This is a genomic window from Streptomyces pratensis, assembly GCF_037137275.1.
In the GTDB taxonomy this organism is placed as follows: Bacteria; Actinomycetota; Actinomycetes; order Streptomycetales; family Streptomycetaceae; genus Streptomyces; species Streptomyces pratensis_B.
Map to the genome: position 1 here is coordinate 308,478 of NZ_JBBBEN010000097.1, position 21,772 is coordinate 330,249.

Annotated in this window: 17 protein-coding genes; 3 read left to right on the plus strand and 14 right to left on the minus strand. The window is 72.7% G+C overall.

The window, feature by feature from the left end; translation table 11 throughout:
- Positions 1-66 precede the first annotated feature (66 nt).
- On the minus strand, positions 67-1,476 hold the full coding sequence (glnA, locus tag V9U70_RS23680; RefSeq protein ID WP_336678315.1) for a type I glutamate--ammonia ligase: 1,410 nt from the start codon (positions 1,474-1,476) through the stop codon (positions 67-69).
- Positions 1,477-1,759: 283 nt separating this feature from the next.
- Here glnA and V9U70_RS23685 point away from each other — a divergent pair, with 283 nt between their 5' ends.
- Positions 1,760-2,167 (plus strand): RDD family protein, encoded by a 408-nt coding sequence (locus tag V9U70_RS23685; protein ID WP_336678396.1) that lies wholly within the window; start codon positions 1,760-1,762, stop codon positions 2,165-2,167.
- Positions 2,168-2,458: 291 nt separating this feature from the next.
- Here the strand turns inward: V9U70_RS23685 and V9U70_RS23690 are convergent, their stop codons facing one another.
- The 4 genes from V9U70_RS23690 to lipB form a co-directional block, all read right to left on the minus strand.
- Positions 2,459-3,166, minus strand: coding sequence for a DUF4191 domain-containing protein (locus tag V9U70_RS23690; protein ID WP_336678317.1), 708 nt, complete (start codon positions 3,164-3,166; stop codon positions 2,459-2,461).
- 30 nt (positions 3,167-3,196) lie between these two features.
- On the minus strand, positions 3,197-3,397 hold the full coding sequence (locus V9U70_RS23695) for an SCO2195 family GlnR-regulated protein (protein ID WP_336678318.1): 201 nt from the start codon (positions 3,395-3,397) through the stop codon (positions 3,197-3,199).
- A 276-nt stretch (positions 3,398-3,673) separates the two neighbouring features.
- A complete protein-coding gene (gene lipA / locus V9U70_RS23700; RefSeq protein WP_336678320.1) occupies positions 3,674-4,651 on the minus strand; it encodes a lipoyl synthase in 978 nt (325 codons plus the stop codon).
- Positions 4,652-4,804: 153 nt separating this feature from the next.
- The gene (gene lipB, locus V9U70_RS23705) at positions 4,805-5,617 is read right to left on the minus strand and encodes a lipoyl(octanoyl) transferase LipB (RefSeq protein WP_336678322.1); all 813 of its coding nucleotides are present in this window, start codon (positions 5,615-5,617) and stop codon (positions 4,805-4,807) included.
- 290 nt (positions 5,618-5,907) lie between these two features.
- Between lipB and V9U70_RS23710 the strand changes: the two genes are divergently transcribed.
- Entirely contained in the window at positions 5,908-7,494 is a 1,587-nt protein-coding gene (locus V9U70_RS23710; RefSeq protein ID WP_336678324.1) for an NsdA family TPR-like regulatory protein, read from the plus strand.
- A 56-nt stretch (positions 7,495-7,550) separates the two neighbouring features.
- Here V9U70_RS23710 and V9U70_RS23715 read toward each other — a convergent pair whose 3' ends face one another.
- Positions 7,551-8,915, minus strand: coding sequence for an NAD(P)/FAD-dependent oxidoreductase (locus V9U70_RS23715; RefSeq protein WP_336678326.1), 1,365 nt, complete (start codon positions 8,913-8,915; stop codon positions 7,551-7,553).
- 342 nt (positions 8,916-9,257) lie between these two features.
- Positions 9,258-10,157 (minus strand): TIGR01777 family oxidoreductase, encoded by a 900-nt coding sequence (locus tag V9U70_RS23720; protein ID WP_336678327.1) that lies wholly within the window; start codon positions 10,155-10,157, stop codon positions 9,258-9,260.
- A gap of 187 nt (positions 10,158-10,344) precedes the next feature.
- Here V9U70_RS23720 and V9U70_RS23725 point away from each other — a divergent pair, with 187 nt between their 5' ends.
- Positions 10,345-10,863, plus strand: a complete 519-nt coding sequence (locus V9U70_RS23725; RefSeq protein ID WP_336678328.1) for a GNAT family N-acetyltransferase — start codon at positions 10,345-10,347, stop codon at positions 10,861-10,863.
- Positions 10,864-10,887: 24 nt separating this feature from the next.
- Here the strand turns inward: V9U70_RS23725 and V9U70_RS23730 are convergent, their stop codons facing one another.
- The 7 genes from V9U70_RS23730 to V9U70_RS23760 form a co-directional block, all read right to left on the minus strand.
- Positions 10,888-11,409 (minus strand): DUF4240 domain-containing protein, encoded by a 522-nt coding sequence (locus V9U70_RS23730; protein WP_336678330.1) that lies wholly within the window; start codon positions 11,407-11,409, stop codon positions 10,888-10,890.
- Between the two features lie 62 nt (positions 11,410-11,471).
- Positions 11,472-12,440: a helix-turn-helix transcriptional regulator gene (locus tag V9U70_RS23735; RefSeq protein WP_336678332.1), complete on the minus strand. Its 969-nt coding sequence runs from the start codon at positions 12,438-12,440 to the stop codon at positions 11,472-11,474.
- 166 nt (positions 12,441-12,606) lie between these two features.
- Positions 12,607-15,276, minus strand: a complete 2,670-nt coding sequence (aceE, locus tag V9U70_RS23740) for a pyruvate dehydrogenase (acetyl-transferring), homodimeric type (RefSeq protein WP_336678333.1) — start codon at positions 15,274-15,276, stop codon at positions 12,607-12,609.
- A 263-nt stretch (positions 15,277-15,539) separates the two neighbouring features.
- Entirely contained in the window at positions 15,540-16,163 is a 624-nt protein-coding gene (locus V9U70_RS23745; RefSeq protein ID WP_336678334.1) for a GntR family transcriptional regulator, read from the minus strand.
- Positions 16,164-16,345: 182 nt separating this feature from the next.
- Positions 16,346-18,205, minus strand: coding sequence for a 2-oxoglutarate dehydrogenase, E2 component, dihydrolipoamide succinyltransferase (gene sucB / locus V9U70_RS23750; protein WP_336678335.1), 1,860 nt, complete (start codon positions 18,203-18,205; stop codon positions 16,346-16,348).
- A gap of 61 nt (positions 18,206-18,266) precedes the next feature.
- Positions 18,267-19,655, minus strand: coding sequence for a dihydrolipoyl dehydrogenase (lpdA, locus tag V9U70_RS23755; protein WP_336678336.1), 1,389 nt, complete (start codon positions 19,653-19,655; stop codon positions 18,267-18,269).
- A gap of 349 nt (positions 19,656-20,004) precedes the next feature.
- Entirely contained in the window at positions 20,005-21,564 is a 1,560-nt protein-coding gene (locus V9U70_RS23760; protein WP_336678338.1) for a leucyl aminopeptidase, read from the minus strand.
- Positions 21,565-21,772 lie beyond the last annotated feature (208 nt).

The window sequence follows — 21,772 nt, forward strand, 5'->3', positions numbered from 1 at the left end:
TGAGAGTTCTTTCCCAGGTCACGTGCTCTTCGAGAGGATCTCGCGCAGGGCGCCGGGCCCCTCTGCCTAGAGGTCGAAGTACAGCTCGAACTCGTGCGGGTGCGGGCGGAGCTGGATCGGGGCGATCTCGTGCGTGCGCTTGTAGTCGATCCACGTCTCGATGAGGTCCGACGTGAAGACGCCGCCCGCCTGGAGGTACTCGTTGTCCGCCTCCAGGGCTTCGAGCACGGCCGGGAGGGAGGTCGGGACCTGCTGGACGTTGGCGTGCTCCTCGGGAGCCAGCTCGTAGAGGTCCTTGTCGATCGGCTCGGCCGGCTCGATCTTGTTCTTCACGCCGTCCAGACCCGCCATCAGCAGCGCGGAGAAGGCGAGGTACGGGTTGGAGGACGGGTCCGGGGCGCGGAACTCGACGCGCTTGGCCTTCGGGTTCGAGCCGGTGATCGGGATGCGCATCGCGGCGGAGCGGTTGCGCTGCGAGTACACCATGTTGACCGGGGCCTCGAAGCCGGGGACCAGGCGGTGGTAGGAGTTCACCGTCGGGTTGGTGAAGGCCAGCAGCGACGGCGCGTGCTTGAGGATGCCGCCGATGTAGTAGCGGGCCATGTCCGACAGGCCGGCGTAACCCTGCTCGTCGTAGAAGAGCGGCGTGCCGCCCTGCCACAGCGACTGGTGGACGTGCATGCCGGAGCCGTTGTCGCCGAAGATCGGCTTGGGCATGAAGGTCGCGGTCTTGCCGTTGCGCCAGGCGACGTTCTTCACGATGTACTTGAAGAGCATCAGGTCGTCGGCCGCGGCGAGCAGCGTGTTGAACTTGTAGTTGATCTCGGCCTGGCCGGCCGTGCCGACCTCGTGGTGCTGGCGCTCGACCTGGAGGCCGCTCCTGCCCAGCTCCAGGGACATCTCGGCCCGCAGGTCGGCGAAGTGGTCCACCGGCGGGACCGGGAAGTAGCCGCCCTTGTAGCGGACCTTGTAGCCGCGGTTGTTCTCGAGCGCCCCGGTGTTCCAGGCGCCGGCCTCGGAGTCGATGTGGTAGAAGCTCTCGTTCGCCGACGTCTGGAAACGGACGTTGTCGAAGACGTAGAACTCGGCCTCCGGGCCGAAGTACGCGGTGTCCGCGAAGCCGGTCGAGGCCAGGTACGCCTCTGCCTTCTTCGCGATGTTGCGCGGGTCGCGGCTGTACGGCTCGCCCGTGATCGGGTCGTGGATGAAGAAGTTGACGTTGATCGTCTTGTCACGGCGGAACGGGTCCACCCGGGCCGTCGACAGGTCCGCGCGCAGCGCCATGTCGGACTCGTGGATGGCCTGGAAGCCGCGGATCGACGAACCGTCGAAGGCCAGTTCCTCGGCCGGGTCGAAGGTCGTCGCCGGGATCGTGACGTGCTGCATCACCCCGGGCAGGTCGCAGAACCGGACATCGATGAACTTGACGTCGTTGTCCGCTACGTACTTCTGCACTTCGTCGGCGTTCTGGAACATCCAACTCCTCCTACTCCCGGCCCAGGAGGGACGGGGTTGTAGCTCGCTGTGCGGCCAGTGCGGTGGCACACGCCGGACCTGACCTTAGGCAGACGGCATTTCTCCAGCATGACCCATTTGTTTCGCCCAAGTTAACCGGGCGGGGGTCGGGGAGCATCTCCACCGGCCGGGCTGCCTCCCCCCGCCCGGCCGGGAGCGGACGCGGGCGCAGTACCGTGGACGGGTGGACAACAGGCAAGCAATCGGATCGTGGCTCTCGGGCCCCCGCGCGGCCGCCGAGCAGATGGGCGCCGACTTCGGCTACCGGGGCAAGGGGCTGGGGCTCCCCGAGACGGGGCCCGGCTCGGTCGCTCCGCTCGGGCGCCGCTTCGGGGCCCTCTTCATCGACTGGTCGCTCTGCATGGTGATCGCTTACGGGCTGCTCGCCCGCGGCGACCAGCAGGCGGCGGGCAACTGGGCGCTCGGGGTCTTCCTGGTGATGAGCCTGCTCACCGTCGGGACCATCGGCTGCACACCGGGCAAGCGCCTGCTGGGCGTGCGGGTGATCGCGGAGGACGGCGGCCGGCTCGGGTTCGTGCGGGTCGTCCTGCGGACCGTCCTGCTTCTGCTCGTCATCCCCGCAATCGTCTGGGACCGCGACGGCCGCGGGCTCCACGACCGCCTCTCGCGCGCCGTCCAGATCCGCATGTGACCGGAGACCGGCCGCAGGCGACCGGTCCGGGGGCCCGGCGGTCCGGCCCGGGGCCGCTCCTGGTGGGTGTGCTCCTGCGTGAGCGTCGCCGTGGGCGCGGGTGTCGAGGTTGTAGACGACCCGCCCCCGTGTACGTGACCGTCCGTACACACCCGTCCCGTACACGTCCGTGCCGTGCGCACCCCGCCGTCGCGTCGTGCACGGTCGGCCGGGTCACGTCATGAGAGCGGGGCGGCCCCGGGAACCGTTCACCGGTTCGGGGCCGCCCCGCTCTCGTGCTGACGTCCGCGGTCAGCGCATCTTTCCGCCACGCGGCATCCGCATGCCCTTGGGCATCGGGCCCTTCGGCAGTGGCATGTTGCTCATCAGGTCGCCCATCGCCCGCAGCCGGTCGTTGGTGCCGGTCACCTGGGGGCCGGCGAGGACGCGAGGAAGCTTCAGCATCTTGGTGCGGACCTTCTTCAGGGGCACCTGGCCCTCGCCGTTGCCGACGATGATGTCGTGCACCGGCACGTCCACCACGATGCGGGCCATCTTCTTCTTCTCCGAGGCCAGCAGGGCCTTCACTCGGTTCGGGTTGCCCTCGGCCACCAGGACGATGCCGGCCTTGCCGACCGCCCGGTGGACGACGTCCTGGCTGCGGTTCATCGCCACCGCGGGGGTGACGGTCCAGCCGCGTCCGATCCGGTCCAGGACGGCGGCCGCCGCGCCGGGCTGACCCTCCATCTGCCCGAAGGCCGCCCGCTCCGCGCGCCGGCCGAAGACGATCGCCATCGCGAGGACGGCCAGGACGAAGCCCAGGATGCCCAGGTAGACGGGGTGACCGATCGCGAAGCCGATGCCGAGGAGGACACCGAGCGTGACGAGTCCGACACCCGCGACGATGAGACCGATCTTGCTGTCGGTCCGCCTGGTCATCTTGTAGGTCAGGGCGATCTGCTTGAGCCGCCCTGCGTTCTCGGCGCTGTCCGCGCCCTCGGTTTTTGCCTTCCTCGCCATGTACAGAAGTTTACGTGGCGCGGCGGTGGCCTAGGAACGGTGGTCGGCCACGGCCTGGAGGACGTGCTCCGCCTCCACCCGGTCCCGGGCGCGGCGGCGGTCCTCCAGGACCGCCGTCCAGGCGTTGCGGCGGGCGGTGCGCTGGCCCCCGCTCAGCAGCAGCGACTCGACTGCGCGCAGAGCGGTGGTGACGGACGGTAGGGCGTGGGCGCGGACCGGTGCGGCCTGCATCGTGGTGTTTCCCCTCGGAGCGGATGCGCCATGCGGGGGCGCGGACTGAGTACGGGAAGCGGTGACGGCGGCGGTCGTGGGGACCGCTGTCGTCCGTGTACCTAGGGTCACTGTTCGGTGTTACCAGCGCGTGACCGGTCGGTCAAACACCCATGAAACCTTCGTTCCGGGGGCCCGCGCACGCCAAAGCGGCCCATTCGCGTCCCCGACCTGCGGGGAGGCGTATGGGCCGCTCGGGTCATGCGGGCGCCGCTCGGCTCTCTCCGGTGAGCGGTCTCACACCGCCGGTGCGGGCCGGGCCCTGTCGGCGGCCGCGCTGCGCGCGTCCATCGCCTGCTGGAAGAGACGGCCGGCGCGGTACGAGGACCGCACCAGCGGGCCCGACATCACGCCGGAGTAGCCGATCGCGTCGGCCTCGTCCTTCAGCTCGACGAACTCGTGCGGCTTCACCCAGCGCTCGACCGGGTGGTGGCGCACGGAGGGCCGCAGATACTGCGTAATCGTGATGAGCTCGCAACCTGCGTCGTACAGGTCCTGGAGCGCCTCGCTGACCTCTTCGCGGGTCTCGCCCATGCCGAGGATCAGGTTCGACTTGGTCACCAGGCCGGCCTCGCGGGCCCGCGTGATGACCTCCAGGGAGCGTTCGTAGCGGAAGCCGGGGCGGATGCGCTTGAAGATCCGGGGCACGGTCTCCACGTTGTGCGCGAGCACCTCGGGACGCGAGGAGAAGACCTCGGCGAGCTGCTCCGGCTCCGCGTTGAAGTCGGGGATCAGCAGCTCGACCTTGGTCGCGCCCGCCTCCCGCTCCGCGGTGAGCGCGTGGATCTGGCGGACGGTCTCGGCGTACAGCCAGGCGCCGCCGTCCTCCAGGTCGTCGCGGGCGACGCCGGTGATAGTGGCGTAGTTCAGGTCCATCGTGACGACCGACTCGCCGACGCGGCGGGGCTCGTCACGGTCCAGCGCCTGCGGCTTGCCCGTGTCGATCTGGCAGAAGTCGCAGCGCCGGGTGCACTGGTCGCCGCCGATGAGGAAGGTGGCCTCGCGGTCCTCCCAGCATTCGAAGATGTTGGGGCAGCCCGCCTCCTGGCAGACCGTGTGCAGCCCCTCGCTCTTCACGAGCTTCTGCAGCTGGTTGTACTCGGGGCCCATCTTCGCCCGTGTTTTGATCCACTCGGGCTTGCGCTCGATGGGGGTCTGGCTGTTCCGGACCTCCAAGCGCAGCATCTTGCGCCCGTCGGGTGCGACAGCGGACACTCCGGCTCCCCTTTGCTTTCGCTGCAATTGGATTCGCATTGGATTCTTCGGCGAACACCAGGGTACGCCCGTACATCAAACGGCTTTACGTCTGTCCAACCTGCGGCCGACGGGTTCTGTTCCCGGGGCGATCCCGCCGGTCGGCGCCTCGCCTCAGACGGGGGCCGCCGCGGCGCTCTGCGGCTCCACCGCCCGCGGGGCGAGTTCCGCGCCCTCCAGGATCTCCCGCAGGTGCTTCTCGACGACCGGGAGCACCTCCTCGATGGTGATCTCCCGGCCCAGTTCGCTGGAGAGCGAGGTGACCCCGGCGTCCCGAATCCCGCAGGGCACGATCCGGTCGAACCAGGTGTTGTCCGGGTTCACGTTGAGTGCGAAGCCGTGCATGGTCACGCCTTTGGCGACCCGGATTCCGATCGCGGCCAGCTTGCGGTCCTCGCGTCGCTGACCCGCGTTGGACGGGGCGTACTCGGGGCCGTTCAGCCGGGCGTCGAACTCCTCGTCCTGGAGCCTCGGGTCGAAGTCGAGGGAGAGGCCGCCGAGCGACGGACGCTGGTCGACCGGGTCGCCGAGCACCCAGACACCGCTGCGGCCCTCCACCCGGGTGGTCTCCACGCCGAAGTCGCGGGCCGTACGGATCAGGGCGTCCTCCAGGCGGCGGACGTGCGCCACCACGTCGACGGGGCGCGGCAGCTTCTGGATGGGGTAGCCGACGAGCTGCCCCGGGCCGTGCCAGGTGATCTTCCCGCCCCGGTCCACGTCGATGACCGGGGTGCCGTCCAGCGGACGCTCGCTGTCGGCCGTGCGGCGCCCAGCGGTGTAGACGGGCGGGTGCTCCAGGAGCAGACAGGTGTCCGGCACCCGGTCCTCGAACCGGGCCGCGTGCACCTCGCGCTGCTTCTGCCATGCCTCCTGGTACTCGACGGCCTGCTCGCCGAAGCCCAGACGGACGAACCGCAGCTCGCTCACAGATGCCTCCCTACCTGTGGCGCCGCGTGCCCGGAGAGGTGTCCCCGGGATGACGGCACCCTGCACTGATCGCGCCCGCAACCACTGTACGACCGTCGTACCGGGAACCGTCCGGCAGGTCGACGGCCGGTCCGCGGGTGGGGTGATTTCGTCAGCACCGCCCCGAATCCTCACACGATCGGATGAAAATGGAGCAAAGGGTGGCCGTGGCCGCCCCGGTGGCCGCTAAATTCGCGCCGTTCCTATGTGGGCTGCCCGTCCGGCCCCGAAGGCAGGAGACCGTACAGCTGATGTCGGAACGACCCCCGCAGCGCACGCCCAACCGCCGCCTGGCCTCGCTCATCGCGGAAGCCGGGTTCTCCCACGCGGGTCTGGCCCGCCGGGTCGATCAGCTCGGCCTCGAACACGGCCTCGACCTGCGGTACGACAAGACCTCGGTGACCCGCTGGCTGCGGGGGCAGCAGCCGCGCGGCACCACCCCCGCCCTGATCGCGGAGGTCTTCACCCGGCGGCTGGGCCGGCGGCTCTCGGCGCAGGACCTCGGGCTCGACGCCTGCGCGCCCGTCTACGCGGGCCTGGAGTTCGCCGCAACCCCGGCCGAGGCCGTCGACATCGTGAGCGGCCTGTGGCGCAAGGACTCCGGCAGTCACACCGAGCTGCGCAAGATCGCTTTCACCCCGGCCGGACTCGTCGTCCCCAGCCGGGACTGGCTGATCGGCAGGCCCGACGAATGGGTGGCGCGAGACGGCGGGGCCGCCCGCCGGGCCCAGGGAGCGGCCCCGCCCCCCGGGCAGCCGCACCCAGGGCCGCACGCAGGGCCGCACACCGAGCCCCGGGGCGGGCCCCGCCCGCCCGGTCCGCCCCGGCCCGCGCCTGCGGGGCCGCCCGTCCCGCCGTCCTCCCCCGGGGCGGGGCCGGGGGCCGGGGCGCTGCCCGTGGTCCCGCGCCAGCGGCAGACCGAGCGGGGGCCCGGACAGCGGGTCGGCGACGGGGACGTCTCCGCACTGCGCTCGGTCGGCGAGCTGTTTCGCACCCTCGACCACGCGTACGGCGGCGGCCACGCCCGGCAGGCCCTCGTGCGCTATCTGGAGCACGAGGCAGAGCCGATGCTCCGGGGCGCGTACGGCGAGGCCACCGGGCGGCGGCTGTTCGCCGCGGTCGCCGACCTGACGCGGCTGGCCGGCTGGACCTCGTACGACATCGCCGCCCACGGCCTGGCCCAGCGGTACTACGTGCAGGCGCTGCGGCTCGCCCAGGCAGCGGGCGACCGCGGCTACGGCGCCTACGTCCTGGTCACGATGAGCCGCCAGGCGGTCTATCTCGGGCACGGCAGGGAGGCCGTGCAACTCGCCCGCGTCGCCCAGCAGGGCGTCGGCTCCGCCGCCCCGCCCCTCGTCCAGGCGCTGCTGCACTCGGCCGAGGCCCGCGGGCACGGCGTGCTCGGCGAGACCCGGTCCTGCACCGCCGCCCTGACCCGGGCCGAGCACGCTCTGGAGGCCGCGCGCCCCGGCGACGAGGTCCCGCACTGGGCCCGCTCCTACGACGAGGCGCAGCTCGCCGACGACCTCGGCCACTGCCACCGCGACCTCCAGCAGTACCGGACCGCCGCCCAGCACGCGGAGCGCTCGCTCCAGTTGCGCTCCCCGGCGTACGCCCGGAGCAGGCTGTTCTGCCGGGTTGTCCTCGCCTCGGCCCGGCTGGGCCTGGGCGAGCTGGACCAGGCCTGCCTGCTGGGGGCGGAGGCGGCCCAGCAGGCGGCCGAGATCCGCTCGGCCCGCGCCACCGAGTACGTGCGCGCGTTCGAGCGCAGCCTGGAGCCCTACCGGGACGCGGTCGCCGTACGCGGCTACCGCGAGCGGGTCGCCGCGCTCGGCTGACGGCGGGAGCGGGGGCGACCGGGGCGGGCGGCAGCCGCGGCACGCTCCCCGCGCTGTCACGCGGCCTCGGGCAGGCCCGAGCCCCCCTCGTGCCGGCCGGGCACGGCCAGATCGGCGAGGATCGCCTCGGCCGCCCGGCGGCCCGACCGGAGGGCCCCCTGCACCGTGCTCGTGTCGCGGTGGTCGCCGCACACGTACAGCCCGGCCAGCACCCGCACCGGGCGGCGCGGATCGTGCGGGGCGTCCATGGCGGGCACCGCCTCCGGGTCGTGGTGCGCCGCCAGGAGTTCCCAGCCGCCCGTGGGGACGCCGTACAGCGCCGCGAGGTGCCGGCGCACCGCGCGGTCCAGGTCCGGCGGAGGGGCGCCGAGCACCGTCGAGGTGATCAGGCTCCGGCCCTCCGGCGCGCGGGAGGGATCGACCGCGCTCATCACCGCGGTGTACGCCACCGGGCCCGACCGGTCGGAGTCCAGCACCAGCGACCTGCCGGTCGGCGGCGGGGCGGGGGCGCTGTGGTGGAGGACCGTCACGGGGCGGAAAGCCGGTACCCGCAGTCCCGGCAGCAGCTCGGCCGCCGCCCCCGCCCCGGTCGCCAGCAGCAGGGAACGGCACCCCAGCTCGCCGTGCTCCTTGGTGCGCACCGAGGTGATGTCGGCGGCGGTCACATGGACGCCCGTGCGCACCGTGCCCGGGGGCAGCGAGGCCGCCAGCAGCTCCGGCAGCGCCGCGGAACCGCCCGCCGGGACGCAGAGCCCGCCGCGCGCGTAGTCCCGCAGGGCGAGATCGGCGCGCCGGCTCGACGTGGTGAGGTCGGGGTCGTTGAGCAGCGCGGAGAGCAGCGGGCGCAGCACGCCGTCCACCGTGCGGGCGGGCAGACCGCTCGCCGCCAGGGCGCTGGCCGCCGTCCGCTCCGGGCGGGCCAGCAGCCGGGCCCGAGGGGTGGCGGCCAGCCGGGACAGCGCCGCGCCCAGCCGGGCCCGGTCGATCGCCCCGGTCACCGCGCCGCTCCGGCCGCCGCGCGACGGGGCCCCGGCCCCCTCCCCGCGCGTGCCGTGCGGGGCACGGGGGGCGCTCGGCCGGGTGCGTACCGCCTTGAGTGCGCCCCTCGCGCTCCGGATGTCGCCGGTGAGCTGGCGGCGGCCGTTGCTGTGGACCAGCACCCCCGGCGCGAACGCCCGCAGCTCCGGGGCGCCGACCCCCGGAGCACCGGTCAGCTCCGGCCAGGAGGCGCACAGCAAGGGGCCGAAGCGGTCGAGCCGGAAGCCGTCCACCTCCGCGGTGGCGAGCCGGCCGCCCACCCGGGGAGCGGCCTCCAGGACGCTGACGCGGAGCCCCGCGCCGGCCAGCAGGCGGGCCGCTGACAGGCCCGCGATGCCGGCCCCGATGATGACCACGTCTGCGTGGTGTGCCGTGCTGCGCACATGCCCCTCCCCGAGTCGGTGCGACTGGTGGGGGGCTCTTGCCCCCAACAGGCCCCCGGAATGCCGGAGTTACCTATCGAGGCTAGGACGATGGCTGATACCGGGTCAGACGCGCGAGCCGGGGAGCACCGGGGCACGGGGTCGCACGGGAGGCCCGGCGCGACCGTGCGAACGCCCGGCGGCCGCGACGCGACACCGCGCGGGGCCCCGGGGCGTCGCCGCGCCGCCCCGGCCGGAGCGCCCGCCGTGCCGCCCCGGGCCGCTCGCCCCGTCGTACCGCCCGGCCGCGGAAGGGCGGGCACGCAGGGAGCGCGGAGAGTGGCCGGATCGGAGGGCGCGGGATCAGCGCAGCGCCGCGCGGATCGCCGCGTCGACGCCGGGAAAGGCGAAGGAGAAGCCGGAGTCCAGCAGCTTGCCCGGGAGCACCCGCTGGCTGCCCAGCACGTCCCCGGCGAACTCCCCGAGCGCGATCCGCAGGGCCGGTGCGGGCGCGGTGAACAGCGTCGGGCGGTGCAGCACCCGGCCCATCGCGGCGGTCACCTCGGCGTTGGTGACGGGGTCGGGCCCGGTCAGGTTCACCGCGCCGGTCAGCGACTCGGTGTCCAGGATGTGGCGCAGCGCCGCGACGTGGTCGTGCAGCGCGATGAAGCTCCAGTACTGGCGGCCGTTGCCCAGCCGCCCGCCGAGCCCGGCCTTGAAGAGCGGGAAGAGCTTTCCCCAGGCCCCTCCCTCGCGGGCGACGACCAGCCCGGTGCGGGCGTGCACGGTGCGGATGCCCGCCTCCTCCGCGGGGGCGGTGGCCGCCTCCCACTCCTCGCAGACGGACGGCAGGAACCCGTGTCCGGGCGGTGCGCTCTCGTCCACCGCCCGGTCCCCGGTGTCGCCGTAGAAGCCGATGGCCGAGCCGGAGAGCAGCACCCGGGGCGGGGAGTCGAGCGAGGCGACGGCCTCGGCGATCGCGGCGGTGCCCAGGACGCGGCTGTCCCGGATCTCCCTCTTGTAGGCGTCGGTCCAGCGGTGGTCGCCGACCCCGGCCCCGGCGAGGTGGACGACGGCGTCGCAGCCCACCAGCCCGGCCACGTCCACGTGACTGCGACGGGGGTCCCACGCCACCTCGTCGCCGCTTCTGGCGGGCCGCCGGACCAGGCGGGCCACCTCGTGCCCGTCGGCCCGCAGCGAGCGCACCAGCGCCGCTCCGATGAGTCCTGACGATCCGCTGACGGCGATACGGGAGCTCGGCATGCGCCCATCCTGCCCCACGGGCCGCGGTGAACACGGCGAAGACGGGACCGGTCGGCGGGAAACGGCCTCACGCCGGCCCGGGCGGCGCGCCCCCGCCGTCGGCGGCGTGAGCCGCGGCCCACCCGGCGACCGGGCGCCGGCGCGGACCGCGTGGATCGGCGGGGACGCCGCATGGCACAGTGACGCCATGCCCGCACTCGCCCTCCGTTCCGTCCGCTCCGCCGTGCCCGCCGACGACGGCCCGCTCGCGGAGCTCGACCGGTCCACCTGGTCGACGCTGCACGCGGTGACGCCGAAGCCGCAGCCTCCGTACGCCTCCTTCTTCGACGAGCGGCACCGGCCGGAGGACTTCCTCGTGGCGGAGGCCGGGGCGGAGACCGGCGACGCGCGGATCGCCGGGTACATACGGCTCGTCCCGCCCACCCCCCTCTTCTCCAACGCCCACGTGCGGCAGATCCAGGGTCTTGCCGTGGCCGGCTGGGCGCGCGGGGCCGGCGTCGGGCGGGCCCTGCTGCGGGCGGCGCTCGCCGAGGCCCGCGGTCAGGGCGCGAACCGGGTCACCCTTCGGGTGCTCGCGCACAACACCCCGGCCCGCGCGCTGTACGCCTCCGAGGGTTTCGTCGTCGAAGGGGTGCTGCCGGGGGAGTTCTTCCTGAACGGACGCTACGTCGACGACGTGGCGATGGGCCGCTCGGTCCTGTCCTGATACCTGGGCCCCGGGGCGCCTCCGTCACCGCGGGCCGAAGCGGTCCCACAGCTCGGGGAAGCGGGACGCGAGGGCCCCCTCGTCCTCGAAGTCGAGGGGCGTGCCCAGCGGGTCGGTGGGGTGCGGCGGAAGCCCCAGGTCCGGCGCCACCGCGCCGGTGAGCTGCTCGTAGGCCTCGTCGGCCGCGTAGCCCAGGTCCTCCCCGTCCCCGTCGACCTCCTCGTCGAAGTCCTCCAGCAGCTCCGCGAGGTCGTCGGGGTCGTGCAGGGCCCCCTCGAAGACCTCCCGGCCCTGGCCGATCAGCCAGCAGCGGAAGCAGTCGAACGCGTCGTCGCTCGCGCCGCCGAACAGCACGGCCGCCGCGCCCCACAGATCCCAGCGGTAGGCCCGGTTGTAGCGGGCCTCGAAGTGCCGGGCGAAGTCCAGCACGGATTCGGGATCGAGCCGCACCAGCCGTTCCACGAGCAGATCGGCGTGGTCCTCGGGGTCGCCCTCAGCGGCCTCGCGGGTGCTGTCGACGATCTCCCAGAATTCCGTTTCGTCCATCACGGGTCCAGCATCCAGCCTGCCGGGTGCTCATGCACGCGCAGACACCGAATTGCCGCCTTTCAGCGATACAACTCGTGCAGACGTTCGGCCGCCTCGGCGAACCGGGCCCGCAGCGCCTCGGGGGCCAGGACCTCCAACTCGGGCCCCAGCGGCAGCAACTGCTCGTACGCCACGTCCAGTGACTCCATCGGCAGGGTCACCGTCCGCAGGCCGTCCGGCCCGGCGGGAGGGGCCTGGGCGAGGGCCGCGGCCGCCGCCGCCCGGTCACCGGCGTACGCGAGCCGGCGCGCACCGCGCTCGGACACCCGTACGGTCACCTCTGTGCGCAGCAGGGACCGGGCGAACTCGGCGGACCGCGCCTCCCAGAACTCGCCCAGGTCGAAGCCCTCGTCCCGCTCGAAGCGCTCCTCTGCCGGCTTGGCCGCGGTGAAGCGGTCGATCCGGTAGACCCGGAAGTCGCCGTCCGCCGCGGCGCACAGATACCAGACCCCCGCCTTGAGGACGAGGCCGTACGGAGCCAGCTCCCGCTCCACTTCCGTCCCCCCGCGACCGCGGTAGCGGGCCCGCAGCAGGCGGTCGTCCCAGACGGCGTCGGCGACGGCGGGCAGCAGGGCGGGCGTCCTCGGCTCGTGGTACCAGGAAGGGGCGTCCAGGTGGAAGCGCCGGGCGGCTGAGGACGAGGCGTCGCGCAGCGAGGGCAGGAGCGCGGCCGACACCTTGAGCCGGGCGGCCGACGCCGCGTCCTCCAGGCCCATCTCGCGCAGCGCGGCGGGCAGCCCGGACAGGAAGAGGGCCTCCGCCTCGTCACGGGCCAGGCCGGTCAGCCGGGTGCGGTACCCGCCGATCAGCCGGTAGCCGCCCGCCCGGCCGCGCTCCGCGTACACCGGGACGCCCGCCTCGGAGAGCGCCTGCGCGTCCCGGGCGACCGTGCGCTCCGACACCTCCAGCTCCGCGGCCAGCTCGGCGGCGGTCATGGCGGGACGGGACTGAAGGAGGAGGACCATCTTGATCAGCCGGGCAGCGCGCATGGGCCCATTGTGGCCGTACCGCCCGCCTCCGACGCCGGCCCCCCGCCCCGCCCGCGCCCCCCGGCACGGACCCGGCCCCCGGCCGCCCGGGCGGGGCGCTGTCGGGCGCGTCCGCCCCGACGACCGGGGGCCGGGTCCGTGCCGGGGGGCGCGGGCTCCCGGCGGCTCAGAGCCCGTAGCGCTCCCGGGCCTCCTTGACCGCGGTGGCCGGGACCTCGCCGCGCCGGGCCAGCTGGGCCAGCGACGCCACCACGATCGACTGGGCGTCGACGCCGAAGTGGCGGCGGGCCGCGGCACGGGTGTCGGAGAGGCCGAAGCCGTCCGTGCCGAGCGAGGACCAGTCCTGCTCCACCCACTGGCTGATCTGGTCCGGCACCTGGCGCATCCAGTCGCTGACCGCGAGCACCGGGCCCGGCGCACCGGAGAGCGCCTGGGTCACGTACGGCACCTGCTGCTCACCGCGGAGCAGCGCCTCGTCGGCGGCCAGCGCGTCGCGGCGCAGCTCGCCCCACGAGGTGGCGGACCACACGTCGGCCGTGACACCCCAGTCGGCGGCCAGCAGCTCCTGGGCCTCCAGGGCCCAGTGGATCGCCGTGCCGGACGCCAGCAGCTGCAGGCGCGGCGCGTCCGCCTTCGCGGGCGTGCCCTCCTTGAAGCGGTACAGGCCCTTGACGATGCCCTCCTCGACGCCCTCGGGCATCGCGGGCTGGGGCTTCGGCTCGTTGTAGACCGTCAGGTAGTAGAAGACGTTCTCTGCCTCGGGGCCGTACATCCGGCGCAGACCGTCCTTGACGATCACCGCGACCTCGTAGGCGAACGCCGGGTCGTAGTTGAGCGAGGCCGGGTTGGTGGCCGCGATCAGGTGCGAGTGGCCGTCCGCGTGCTGGAGGCCCTCGCCCGTCAGGGTCGTGCGGCCCGCCGTCGCGCCGACGATGAAGCCCTTGCCGAGCTGGTCGGCGAGCTGCCACATCTGGTCGCCGGTCCGCTGCCAGCCGAACATCGAGTAGAAGATGTAGAACGGGATCATCGTCTCGCCGTGCGTCGCGTACGACGTGGCGGCGGCGATGAAGTCGGCCATGGCTCCGGCCTCGGTGATCCCCTCGTTGAGGATCTGGCCGTCCTTGGCCTCCTTGTAGTACATCAGCTGGTCGCGGTCGACCGGGTCGTACGTCTGGCCCAGCGGCGAGTAGATGCCGGCGGAGGGGAAGAGCGACTCCATGCCGAAGGTGCGGGCCTCGTCCGGGACGATCGGCACCCAGCGCCTGCCGGTCTCCTTGTCCCGCATCAGGTCCTTCACCAGGCGGACGAACGCCATGGTGGTGGCCATCTCCTGCTTGCCGGACCCCTTGTACAGGGCCTTGAACGCGCGCTCCTCGGGCTGCGGCAGGGCCGCCGCGTGCACCCGGCGGGCCGGGGCGGGACCGCCGAGGGCGGCGCGGCGCTCCTGGAGGTAGCGGACCTCGGGGGAGTCGGCGCCGGGGTGGCCGTAGGGGACCAGCCCGTCCTCGAAGGCGCTGTCGGGGATCGGGAGGCCGAGCAGCTCGCGCATGCCCTTGAACTCGTCGATCGACAGCTTCTTCATCTGGTGGTTGGCGTTCTTGGACTCGAAGCCCTTGCCCAGGGTGTAGCCCTTGACCGTCTGGGCCAGGATCACGGTCGGCGCGCCCTTGTGCTCGACGGCCGCCCGGTACGCCGCGTACACCTTGCGGGCCTCGTGGCCGCCGCGGGAGGTGTAGAAGCACTCGGCGATCTTCGCGTCGGTGAGCAGCTTCGCCAGCTCGGCGAGCGCGGGCTCGACGCCGAAGAAGTGCTCGCGGATGTAGGCGACGTCGCGGGTGGCGTACGTCTGGAACTGCGCGTCCGGCACCTCGCGCAGGCGGCGCAGCAGCGCACCCTGGGTGTCCAGCTGGAACAGCTCGTCCCAGGCGTTGCCCCAGAGCGTCTTGACGACGTTCCAGCCGGCTCCGCGGAACTGCGCCTCCAGCTCCTGGACCACGCGGAAGTTGGCGCGGACCGGGCCGTCGAGGCGCTGCAGGTTGCAGTTGATGACGAAGGTCAGGTTGTCGAGCTGCTCGCGGGCCGCCAGCGCGAGGGCCGCGGTCGACTCGGGCTCGTCCATCTCGCCGTCGCCCAGGAAGGCCCAGACGTGCGAGCCGGCGGTGTCCTTGATGGCGCGGTTGGTCAGGTAACGGTTGAAGCGCGCCTGGTAGATGGCCGAGAGCGGGCCCAGGCCCATCGACACGGTCGGGAACTCCCACAGCCAGGGCAGCCGCCGCGGGTGCGGGTAGGAGGGCAGACCGTCGCCGCCCGCCTCCTGGCGGAAGTTGTCGAGCTGCTGCTCGCTGAGCCGGCCGTCGAGGAAGGCGCGGGCGTAGATGCCGGGGGAGGCGTGGCCCTGGATGTAGAGCTGGTCACCGGAGCCGTCCCCCTCCTTGCCGCGGAAGAAGTGGTTGAAACCGGTCTCGTAGAGCCAGGCCGCGGAGGCGAAGGTGGCGATGTGGCCGCCGACCCCGTGCCGGGCGCCCCGGGTCACCATCGCGGCCGCGTTCCAGCGGTTCCAGGCGGTGATCCGCGACTCCATCTCCAGGTCGCCGTCGAAGTCGGGTTCGGCGGCTGTGGGGATGGAGTTGACGTAATCGGTCTCCAGCAGCTTGGGCAGCGCGAGACCGGCGCCCTCGGCGTGCTGCAGCGAGCGGCGCATCAGGTACGCGGCGCGGTGCGGGCCGGCGGCCTGTGTGACGGCGTCGAGGGAGGCCGCCCATTCGGCGGTCTCCTCGGGGTCACGGTCCGGGAGCTGGTCGAGCTCGCTCGGAAGCTTTCCTACGGGGTCGGTCATGATCGCCGCCTTCCGGAGAGGAGGGGGGTGGAGAAGTCCCTGACTGGCAGGACAGGGCGATGGGCCGGTGGGCCCGCGGAGAACTGTAAGGCGCTGATCGATGATCGATCAAAGGATTGAAGGCAAAACTTCTCGATACGAAGAAAAGTGGCATGCGGTGCCGCGAATCGGGGCACGGAGTGACGCGCCAAAGCGCGCAAAAAGGGCGCTGACCTGCACGGAAGAGCGGCAGGCGCGCCAGATGATCGAGGCTGGGGGCCGACTCAGGCGCGGGGCGCGCAGCCCAGGACGTGGGCCTTCACCAGAGCGCCGATCTGCGGGTCCTCCTGGAGGAACGCGTCGATGAGCGCCTGGTGCTCCTCCGCGTACGACTTCTGCACCGTGCCCAGCCAGCGGATCGACAGGGCCGTGAACACCTCGATGCCCAGCCCCTCCCAGGTGTGCAGCAGCACCGCGTTCCCGGCGGCCCGCACCATCTCCCGGTGGAAGCCCACCGTGTGCCGCACCTGGGCCTCGCCGTCGGACAGCCGGTCCGCCTCGTACAGCGCGGCCACGTGCGGCGCCAGCGCCGAGCAGTCCCGTCCGAGCAGCGGGGCGGCCAGCTCCGCAGCGATCTGCTCCAGACCGGCCCGCACCGGATAGCTCTCCTCCAGGTCGGCGGCGGTGAGGTTGCGGACCCGGACGCCCTTGTTGGGGGCGGACTCGATCAGCCGCAGCGTCTCCAGCTCCCGCAGCGCCTCGCGCACGGGCGTCTGGCTGACCTCCAGCTCGGTGGCGATGCGCCGCTCCACGATCCGCTCGCCCGGCTTCCAGCGCCCGCTGACGATCCCCTCCACGATGTGCTCGCGGATCTGTTCGCGCAGCGAGTGGACGACGGGCGGGGTCATGGGGTGCTCCTTCGCGGGCAGACCGGCGCTGCCTGCATCATCTCGGGGGCGGGGCGGCCGCGTGCGCCGAGGCCGGCCCGCACGGGGAGGGCGGCGGTGGTCTTAGACAATACGGCGGCGCCCCCGCCCGGAAGAGTTCCGGACGGGGGCGCCGCTGGTGAGGCTGGTTACAGCGGGAGCGCTCAGAGGCCGAGCTCGACCTCGAACTCACCGGCCTCCAGGATCGCCTTGACCGACGTCAGGTAACGGGCGGCGTCCGCGCCGTCCACCAGACGGTGGTCGTAGGAGAGCGCGAGGTACGTCATGTCGCGCACCGCGATGGTCTCGCCGAGGTCCGGGTGGTCGATGACCACCGGACGGCGGACCGTCGCGCCGATGCCGAGGATGGCCGCCTGGTTCGGCGGCACGATGACGGTGTCGAAGAGCGCACCGCGCGAACCGGTGTTGCTGATGGTGAACGTGGCCCCGGACATGTCGTCCGGCGTCAGGCCGCCACCGCGCGCCTTGCCCGCCAGTTCGGCGGTCTTCTTCGAGATGCCCGCGATGTTCAGATCGCCCGCACCCTTGATGACCGGGGTCATCAGGCCCTTCTCGGCGTCCACGGCGATGCCGATGTTCTCCGCGTCGAAGTACGTGATGGTGCCCTCGTCCTCGTTGATCCGGGCGTTGACGACCGGGTGGGCCTTCAGCGCCTGGGCGGCCGCCTTCACGAAGAACGGCATCGGGGACAGCTTGACGCCCTCACGGGCGGCGAAGGAGGCCTTCGCCCGGTTGCGCAGCTTCATCAGCTTGGTGATGTCGACCTCGACGACCGAGGTCAGCTGGGCCTGCGAGTGCAGCGCCTTCATCATGTTGTCGCCGATGACCTTGCGCATGCGGGTCATCTTGACCGTCTGACCGCGCAGCGGGGACGCCTCCAGCTTCGGCGCCGCCGGGGCGGCGGCCGGAACCTCGGAGGGGGCCGGAGTGGCGGCGGCCTTGGCGGCCTCCGCGGCGGCGACGACGTCCTGCTTGCGGATGCGGCCGCCGACGCCGGTGCCCTTGACCGCGCTCAGGTCCACGTTGTTCTCGGACGCGAGCTTGCGGACCAGCGGCGTGACGTACGCGCCGTCGTCACCGGAGGGCGCGGGCTGAGCCGGGGCGGCGGGAGCCGCCGGGGCCTCCTGCTTGGGGGCCTCCTGCTTGGGCGCTTCCTGGGCCGGGGCCGCGGGGGCCTCCTGCTTGGGAGCTTCCTGCTTGGGGGCCTCCTGGGCGGGAGCCGCGGGGGTCTCCTGCTTGGGGGCTTCCTGCTTGGGGGCCTCCTGGGCGGGAGCCGCGGGGGCTTCCTGCTTGGGGGCCTCCTCCTTGGGCGCTTCCTGGGCCGGGGCCGGGGGCTGCGCCGGAGCGGCGGCCGGGGCCGCGCCCGGAGCACCGATGACGGCGAGCTTGGCGCCGACCTCGGCGGTCTCGTCCTCGCCGACCACGATCTCCAGCAGCACACCGGCGACCGGGGCGGGGATCTCGGTGTCGACCTTGTCCGTGGAGACCTCCAGCAGAGGCTCGTCCTCCGCGACCTCCTCGCCGACCTCCTTCAGCCAACGGGTGACGGTGCCCTCGGTGACGCTCTCGCCGAGCGCCGGGAGGGTGACGTCGGTGCCCTCGGCGGACGATCCGCCGGTGGCCGCCTCCGCGCTCGGGGCCGGGGCGGGGGCCTCGGACTCCGTCGACGGGGCGGCGGGGGCTTCGGCCGCCGGAGCCTCGGCGGCGGGGGCCTCGGATGCGGGAGTCTCGGCCGCGGGGGCGGACTCCTCGGCCGGGGCTCCCGAGCCGTCGTCGATGACGGCCAGCTCGGCGCCGACCTCGACGGTCTCGTCCTCAGCGACCTTGATGGCGGACAGGACGCCGGACGCGGGGGCCGGGATCTCGGTGTCGACCTTGTCGGTCGAGACCTCGAGCAACGGCTCGTCGGCCTCGACGCGCTCGCCCTCGGCCTTCAGCCAACGGGTGACAGTGCCCTCGGTGACGCTCTCGCCGAGCGCCGGAAGGGTTACGGAAACCGACATGGTTTCAGTTGCTCCTTACGAAAATGCGGAAGTGGTCGGTCGTCGCGCCCGGGACCGGGGGTCAGTCGTGCGAGTGGAGGGGCTTGCCGGCCAGCGCCAGGTGGGCCTCGCCCATCGCCTCGTTCTGCGTCGGGTGGGCGTGGATGAGCTGCGCGACCTCGGCGGGCAGCGCCTCCCAGTTGTAGATCAGCTGGGCTTCGCCGACCTGCTCGCCCATACGGTCGCCCACCATGTGGACGCCGACCACGGCGCCGTCCTTGACCTGGACGAGCTTGATCTCGCCCGCGGTCTTCAGGATCTTGCTCTTGCCGTTGCCCGCGAGGTTGTACTTGAGGGCGACGACCTTGTCCGCGCCGTAGATCTCCTTGGCCTTGGCCTCGGTGATGCCCACGGAGGCGACCTCGGGGTGGCAGTACGTCACCTTCGGCACGCCGTCGTAGTCGACCGGGACGGTCTTGAGCCCGGCGAGACGCTCCGCCACCAGGATGCCCTCGGCGAAGCCGACGTGGGCGAGCTGGAGCGTCGGGACCAGGTCGCCGACCGCCGAGACCGTCGGGACGTTGGTCTGCATGTACTCGTCGACCAGGACGTAGCCGCGGTCCATCGCGACGCCCTGCTCCTCGTAACCCAGGCCCTGCGAGACCGGGCCGCGGCCGATCGCGACGAGCAGCAGCTCCGCCTCGAAGGTCTTGCCGTCGGCGAGCGTCACCCGGACGCCGTCCTCGGTGTACTCGGCCTTCTCGAAGAACGTGCCGAGGTTGAACTTGATGCCGCGCTTGCGGAACGCGCGCTCGAGAAGCTTGGAGCTGTTCTCGTCCTCGACCGGGACGAGGTGCTTGAGGCCCTCGATGATGGTGACCTCGGTGCCGAAGGACTTCCAGGCCGAGGCGAACTCGACGCCGATGACGCCGCCGCCCAGCACGATCGCGGACTTCGGGACCCGGTCCATGTTCAGCGCGTGGTCCGAGGAGATGATCCGGTTGCCGTCGATCTCCAGGCCCGGCAGCGACTTCGGCACGGAGCCGGTGGCCAGCAGCACGTGGCGGCCCTGGACGCGCTGGCCGTTCACGTCGACGGAGGTGGGGGAGGAGAGCTTGCCCTCACCCTCGATGTAGTGGACCTTGCGGGAGGCGATGAGACCCTGCAGCCCCTTGTACAGGCCCGAGATCACCTCGTCCTTGTACTTGTTGACGGCCTCCATGTCGATGCCCTCGAAGGTCGCCTTCACCCCGAACTGGGCCGAGTCACGGGCCTGGTCGGCGATCTCACCCGCGTGCAGCAGTGCCTTCGTGGGGATGCAGCCGTTGTGCAGGCAGGTGCCGCCCACCTTGCCCTTCTCGATCAGGGCGACGTCCAGGCCCAGCTGCGCTCCGCGCAGGGCCGCGGCGTAACCGCCACTGCCACCGCCGAGGATCACTAGGTCGAAAACGGTGCTGGCGTCGTTCGCCACGTCACGTCCTCCATGCATGTGCGCCGTGCGCCGGGCCCCGTCGCTGGGGTGTGACCGGCCGGTCGGCTGGTGTGCGGCCGCTTTTGTTCGGCCCTGTGGTGGGGGCCCTGTCCTGCCGAGAACCCATCTTCGCACTTGTCGACGGTGAGCGGGACGCGGGGCCCGGCTCCGGCACGGACGATCATCCGTGCCGGAGGGTTGCTGCTGCGGTCGGACCTGTCGAACCGGCCGGTTTCGTCCGGAGCGAAACCCGCCCGGACCGCATGCCTCCGAGAAGCGACAACGCCTACGGCCCCGGTGCTATGCCCGGGGCCGTAGGCGGGTGTCCGGCGGAGCGGCTCGGCGCGGATCAGCCGAGGTCGCCGGCGGCGGTGCGCTCGGCGAGGCGGACCAGGGTGCGGACCGAGGAGCCGGTGCCGCCCTTGGGCGTGTAGCCGTACGGCGCGCCCTCGTGGAACGCGGGACCCGCGATGTCCAGGTGCGCCCAGGCGATGCCCTCGCCCACGAACTCCTGCAGGAACAGACCGGCGACCAGGCCGCCGCCCATCCGCTCGCCCATGTTGGCGATGTCGGCGGTGGGGGACTCCATGCCCTTGCGCAGGTCGGCCGGGAGCGGCATCGGCCAGGAGGCCTCGCCGACCTCTTCGGAGATCTCGTGGATCGACGTACGGAAGGCGTCGTCGTTGGCCATGACGCCGAAGGTGCGGTTGCCCAGCGCCAGCACCATGGCACCGGTCAGCGTCGCCACGTCGACGATCGCGTCGGGCTTCTCCTCCGACGCGCGGGTCAGCGCGTCGGCCAGGACGAGCCGGCCCTCGGCGTCGGTGTTGAGGACCTCGACGGTCTTGCCGCTGTACATGCGCAGCACGTCGCCGGGGCGGACGGCGTTGCCGGAGGGCATGTTCTCGGCCAGCGCCAGCCAGCCGGTGACGTTGACCCTCAGGCCCAGGCGGGCGGCGGAGACGACGGCGGCGAACACGGCGGCGGCGCCGGCCATGTCGCACTTCATCGTCTCGTTGTGGCCGGCCGGCTTGAGCGAGATGCCGCCCGAGTCGTAGGTGATGCCCTTGCCGACGAGGGCCAGGGTCTTCTCCGCCTTGGGGTGCGTGTAGGCGAGCCGCACCAGGCGCGGGCCGTGCGCCGAGCCCTGACCGACGCCCACGAGGCCGCCGTAGCCGCCCTTGACGAGCGCCTTCTCGTCGAGGACCTGCACCTTGATGCCGTGCTCCTTGCCCGCGGCGGTGGCCACGGCGGCGAAGGACTCGGGGTAGAGGTCGTTCGGCGGGGTGTTGACGAGGTCGCGGGCCCGGTTGATCTCCTCGGCCAGCGCCGCGGCGCGCTCGACAGCGGCCTTGTAGGCCTTGTCGCGCGCCTTGACACCGAGCAGGGCGACCTCCGCGAGCGGCTGCTTCGCGTCCTTCTCCTGCTTCGCGCCCTTGGGAGCGAGCTTGTTCTCGCCGCCCTGGTAGGCGGTGAAGGCGTACGCCCCGAGCAGCGCGCCCTCGGCCACGGCCGCGGTCTCCTCGACGGAGGAGGCGGGCAGGGCGAAACCGGCCTTCTTCGAACCGGTCAGCGCGCGGGCGGCGACGCCCGCGGCGCGACGCAGCGCCTCGGCGTCGTACCCGTCCTTCTTCTTGCCCGGAGCCGAGCCCAGCCCGACCGCGACGACGACCGGGGCCTTGAGCCCGGACGCGGCGGGGAGCTTGGTCACTTCGCCCTCGGCACCCGTGGCGCCCAGGGTCACGAGGACGGAGGCGAGCTTTCCGTCGAACGCCTTGTCCACGGCCTCTGCGCCCGGTGTGAGGACCAGGTCCCCAGACGTGGAACCAGCGCCCTTGGCGACGCCGACGACGATGGCGTCGGCGCGCAGCGTCGCCGCACCGGCAGTGCTGAGAGTGAGAGCAGTCACGGTGGTGAAATCTCGCTTCCGTTGAGTTCGGGTTCGGTCGAGGGGTGGGCCGACCCTGCCCGGCGCATCGTAGACGCCCCTGCGATGTGCCGGGAATGAGCCTACGCGCGTGGTTCCGGCTCCGTGACGGCGGCGGGCGGTTGCCGACCGCCCCCGTCGCTGCTGGAGCCCGGCGCCCCTCGGCGCGGCACGGTGCGGCGCGTGCCCC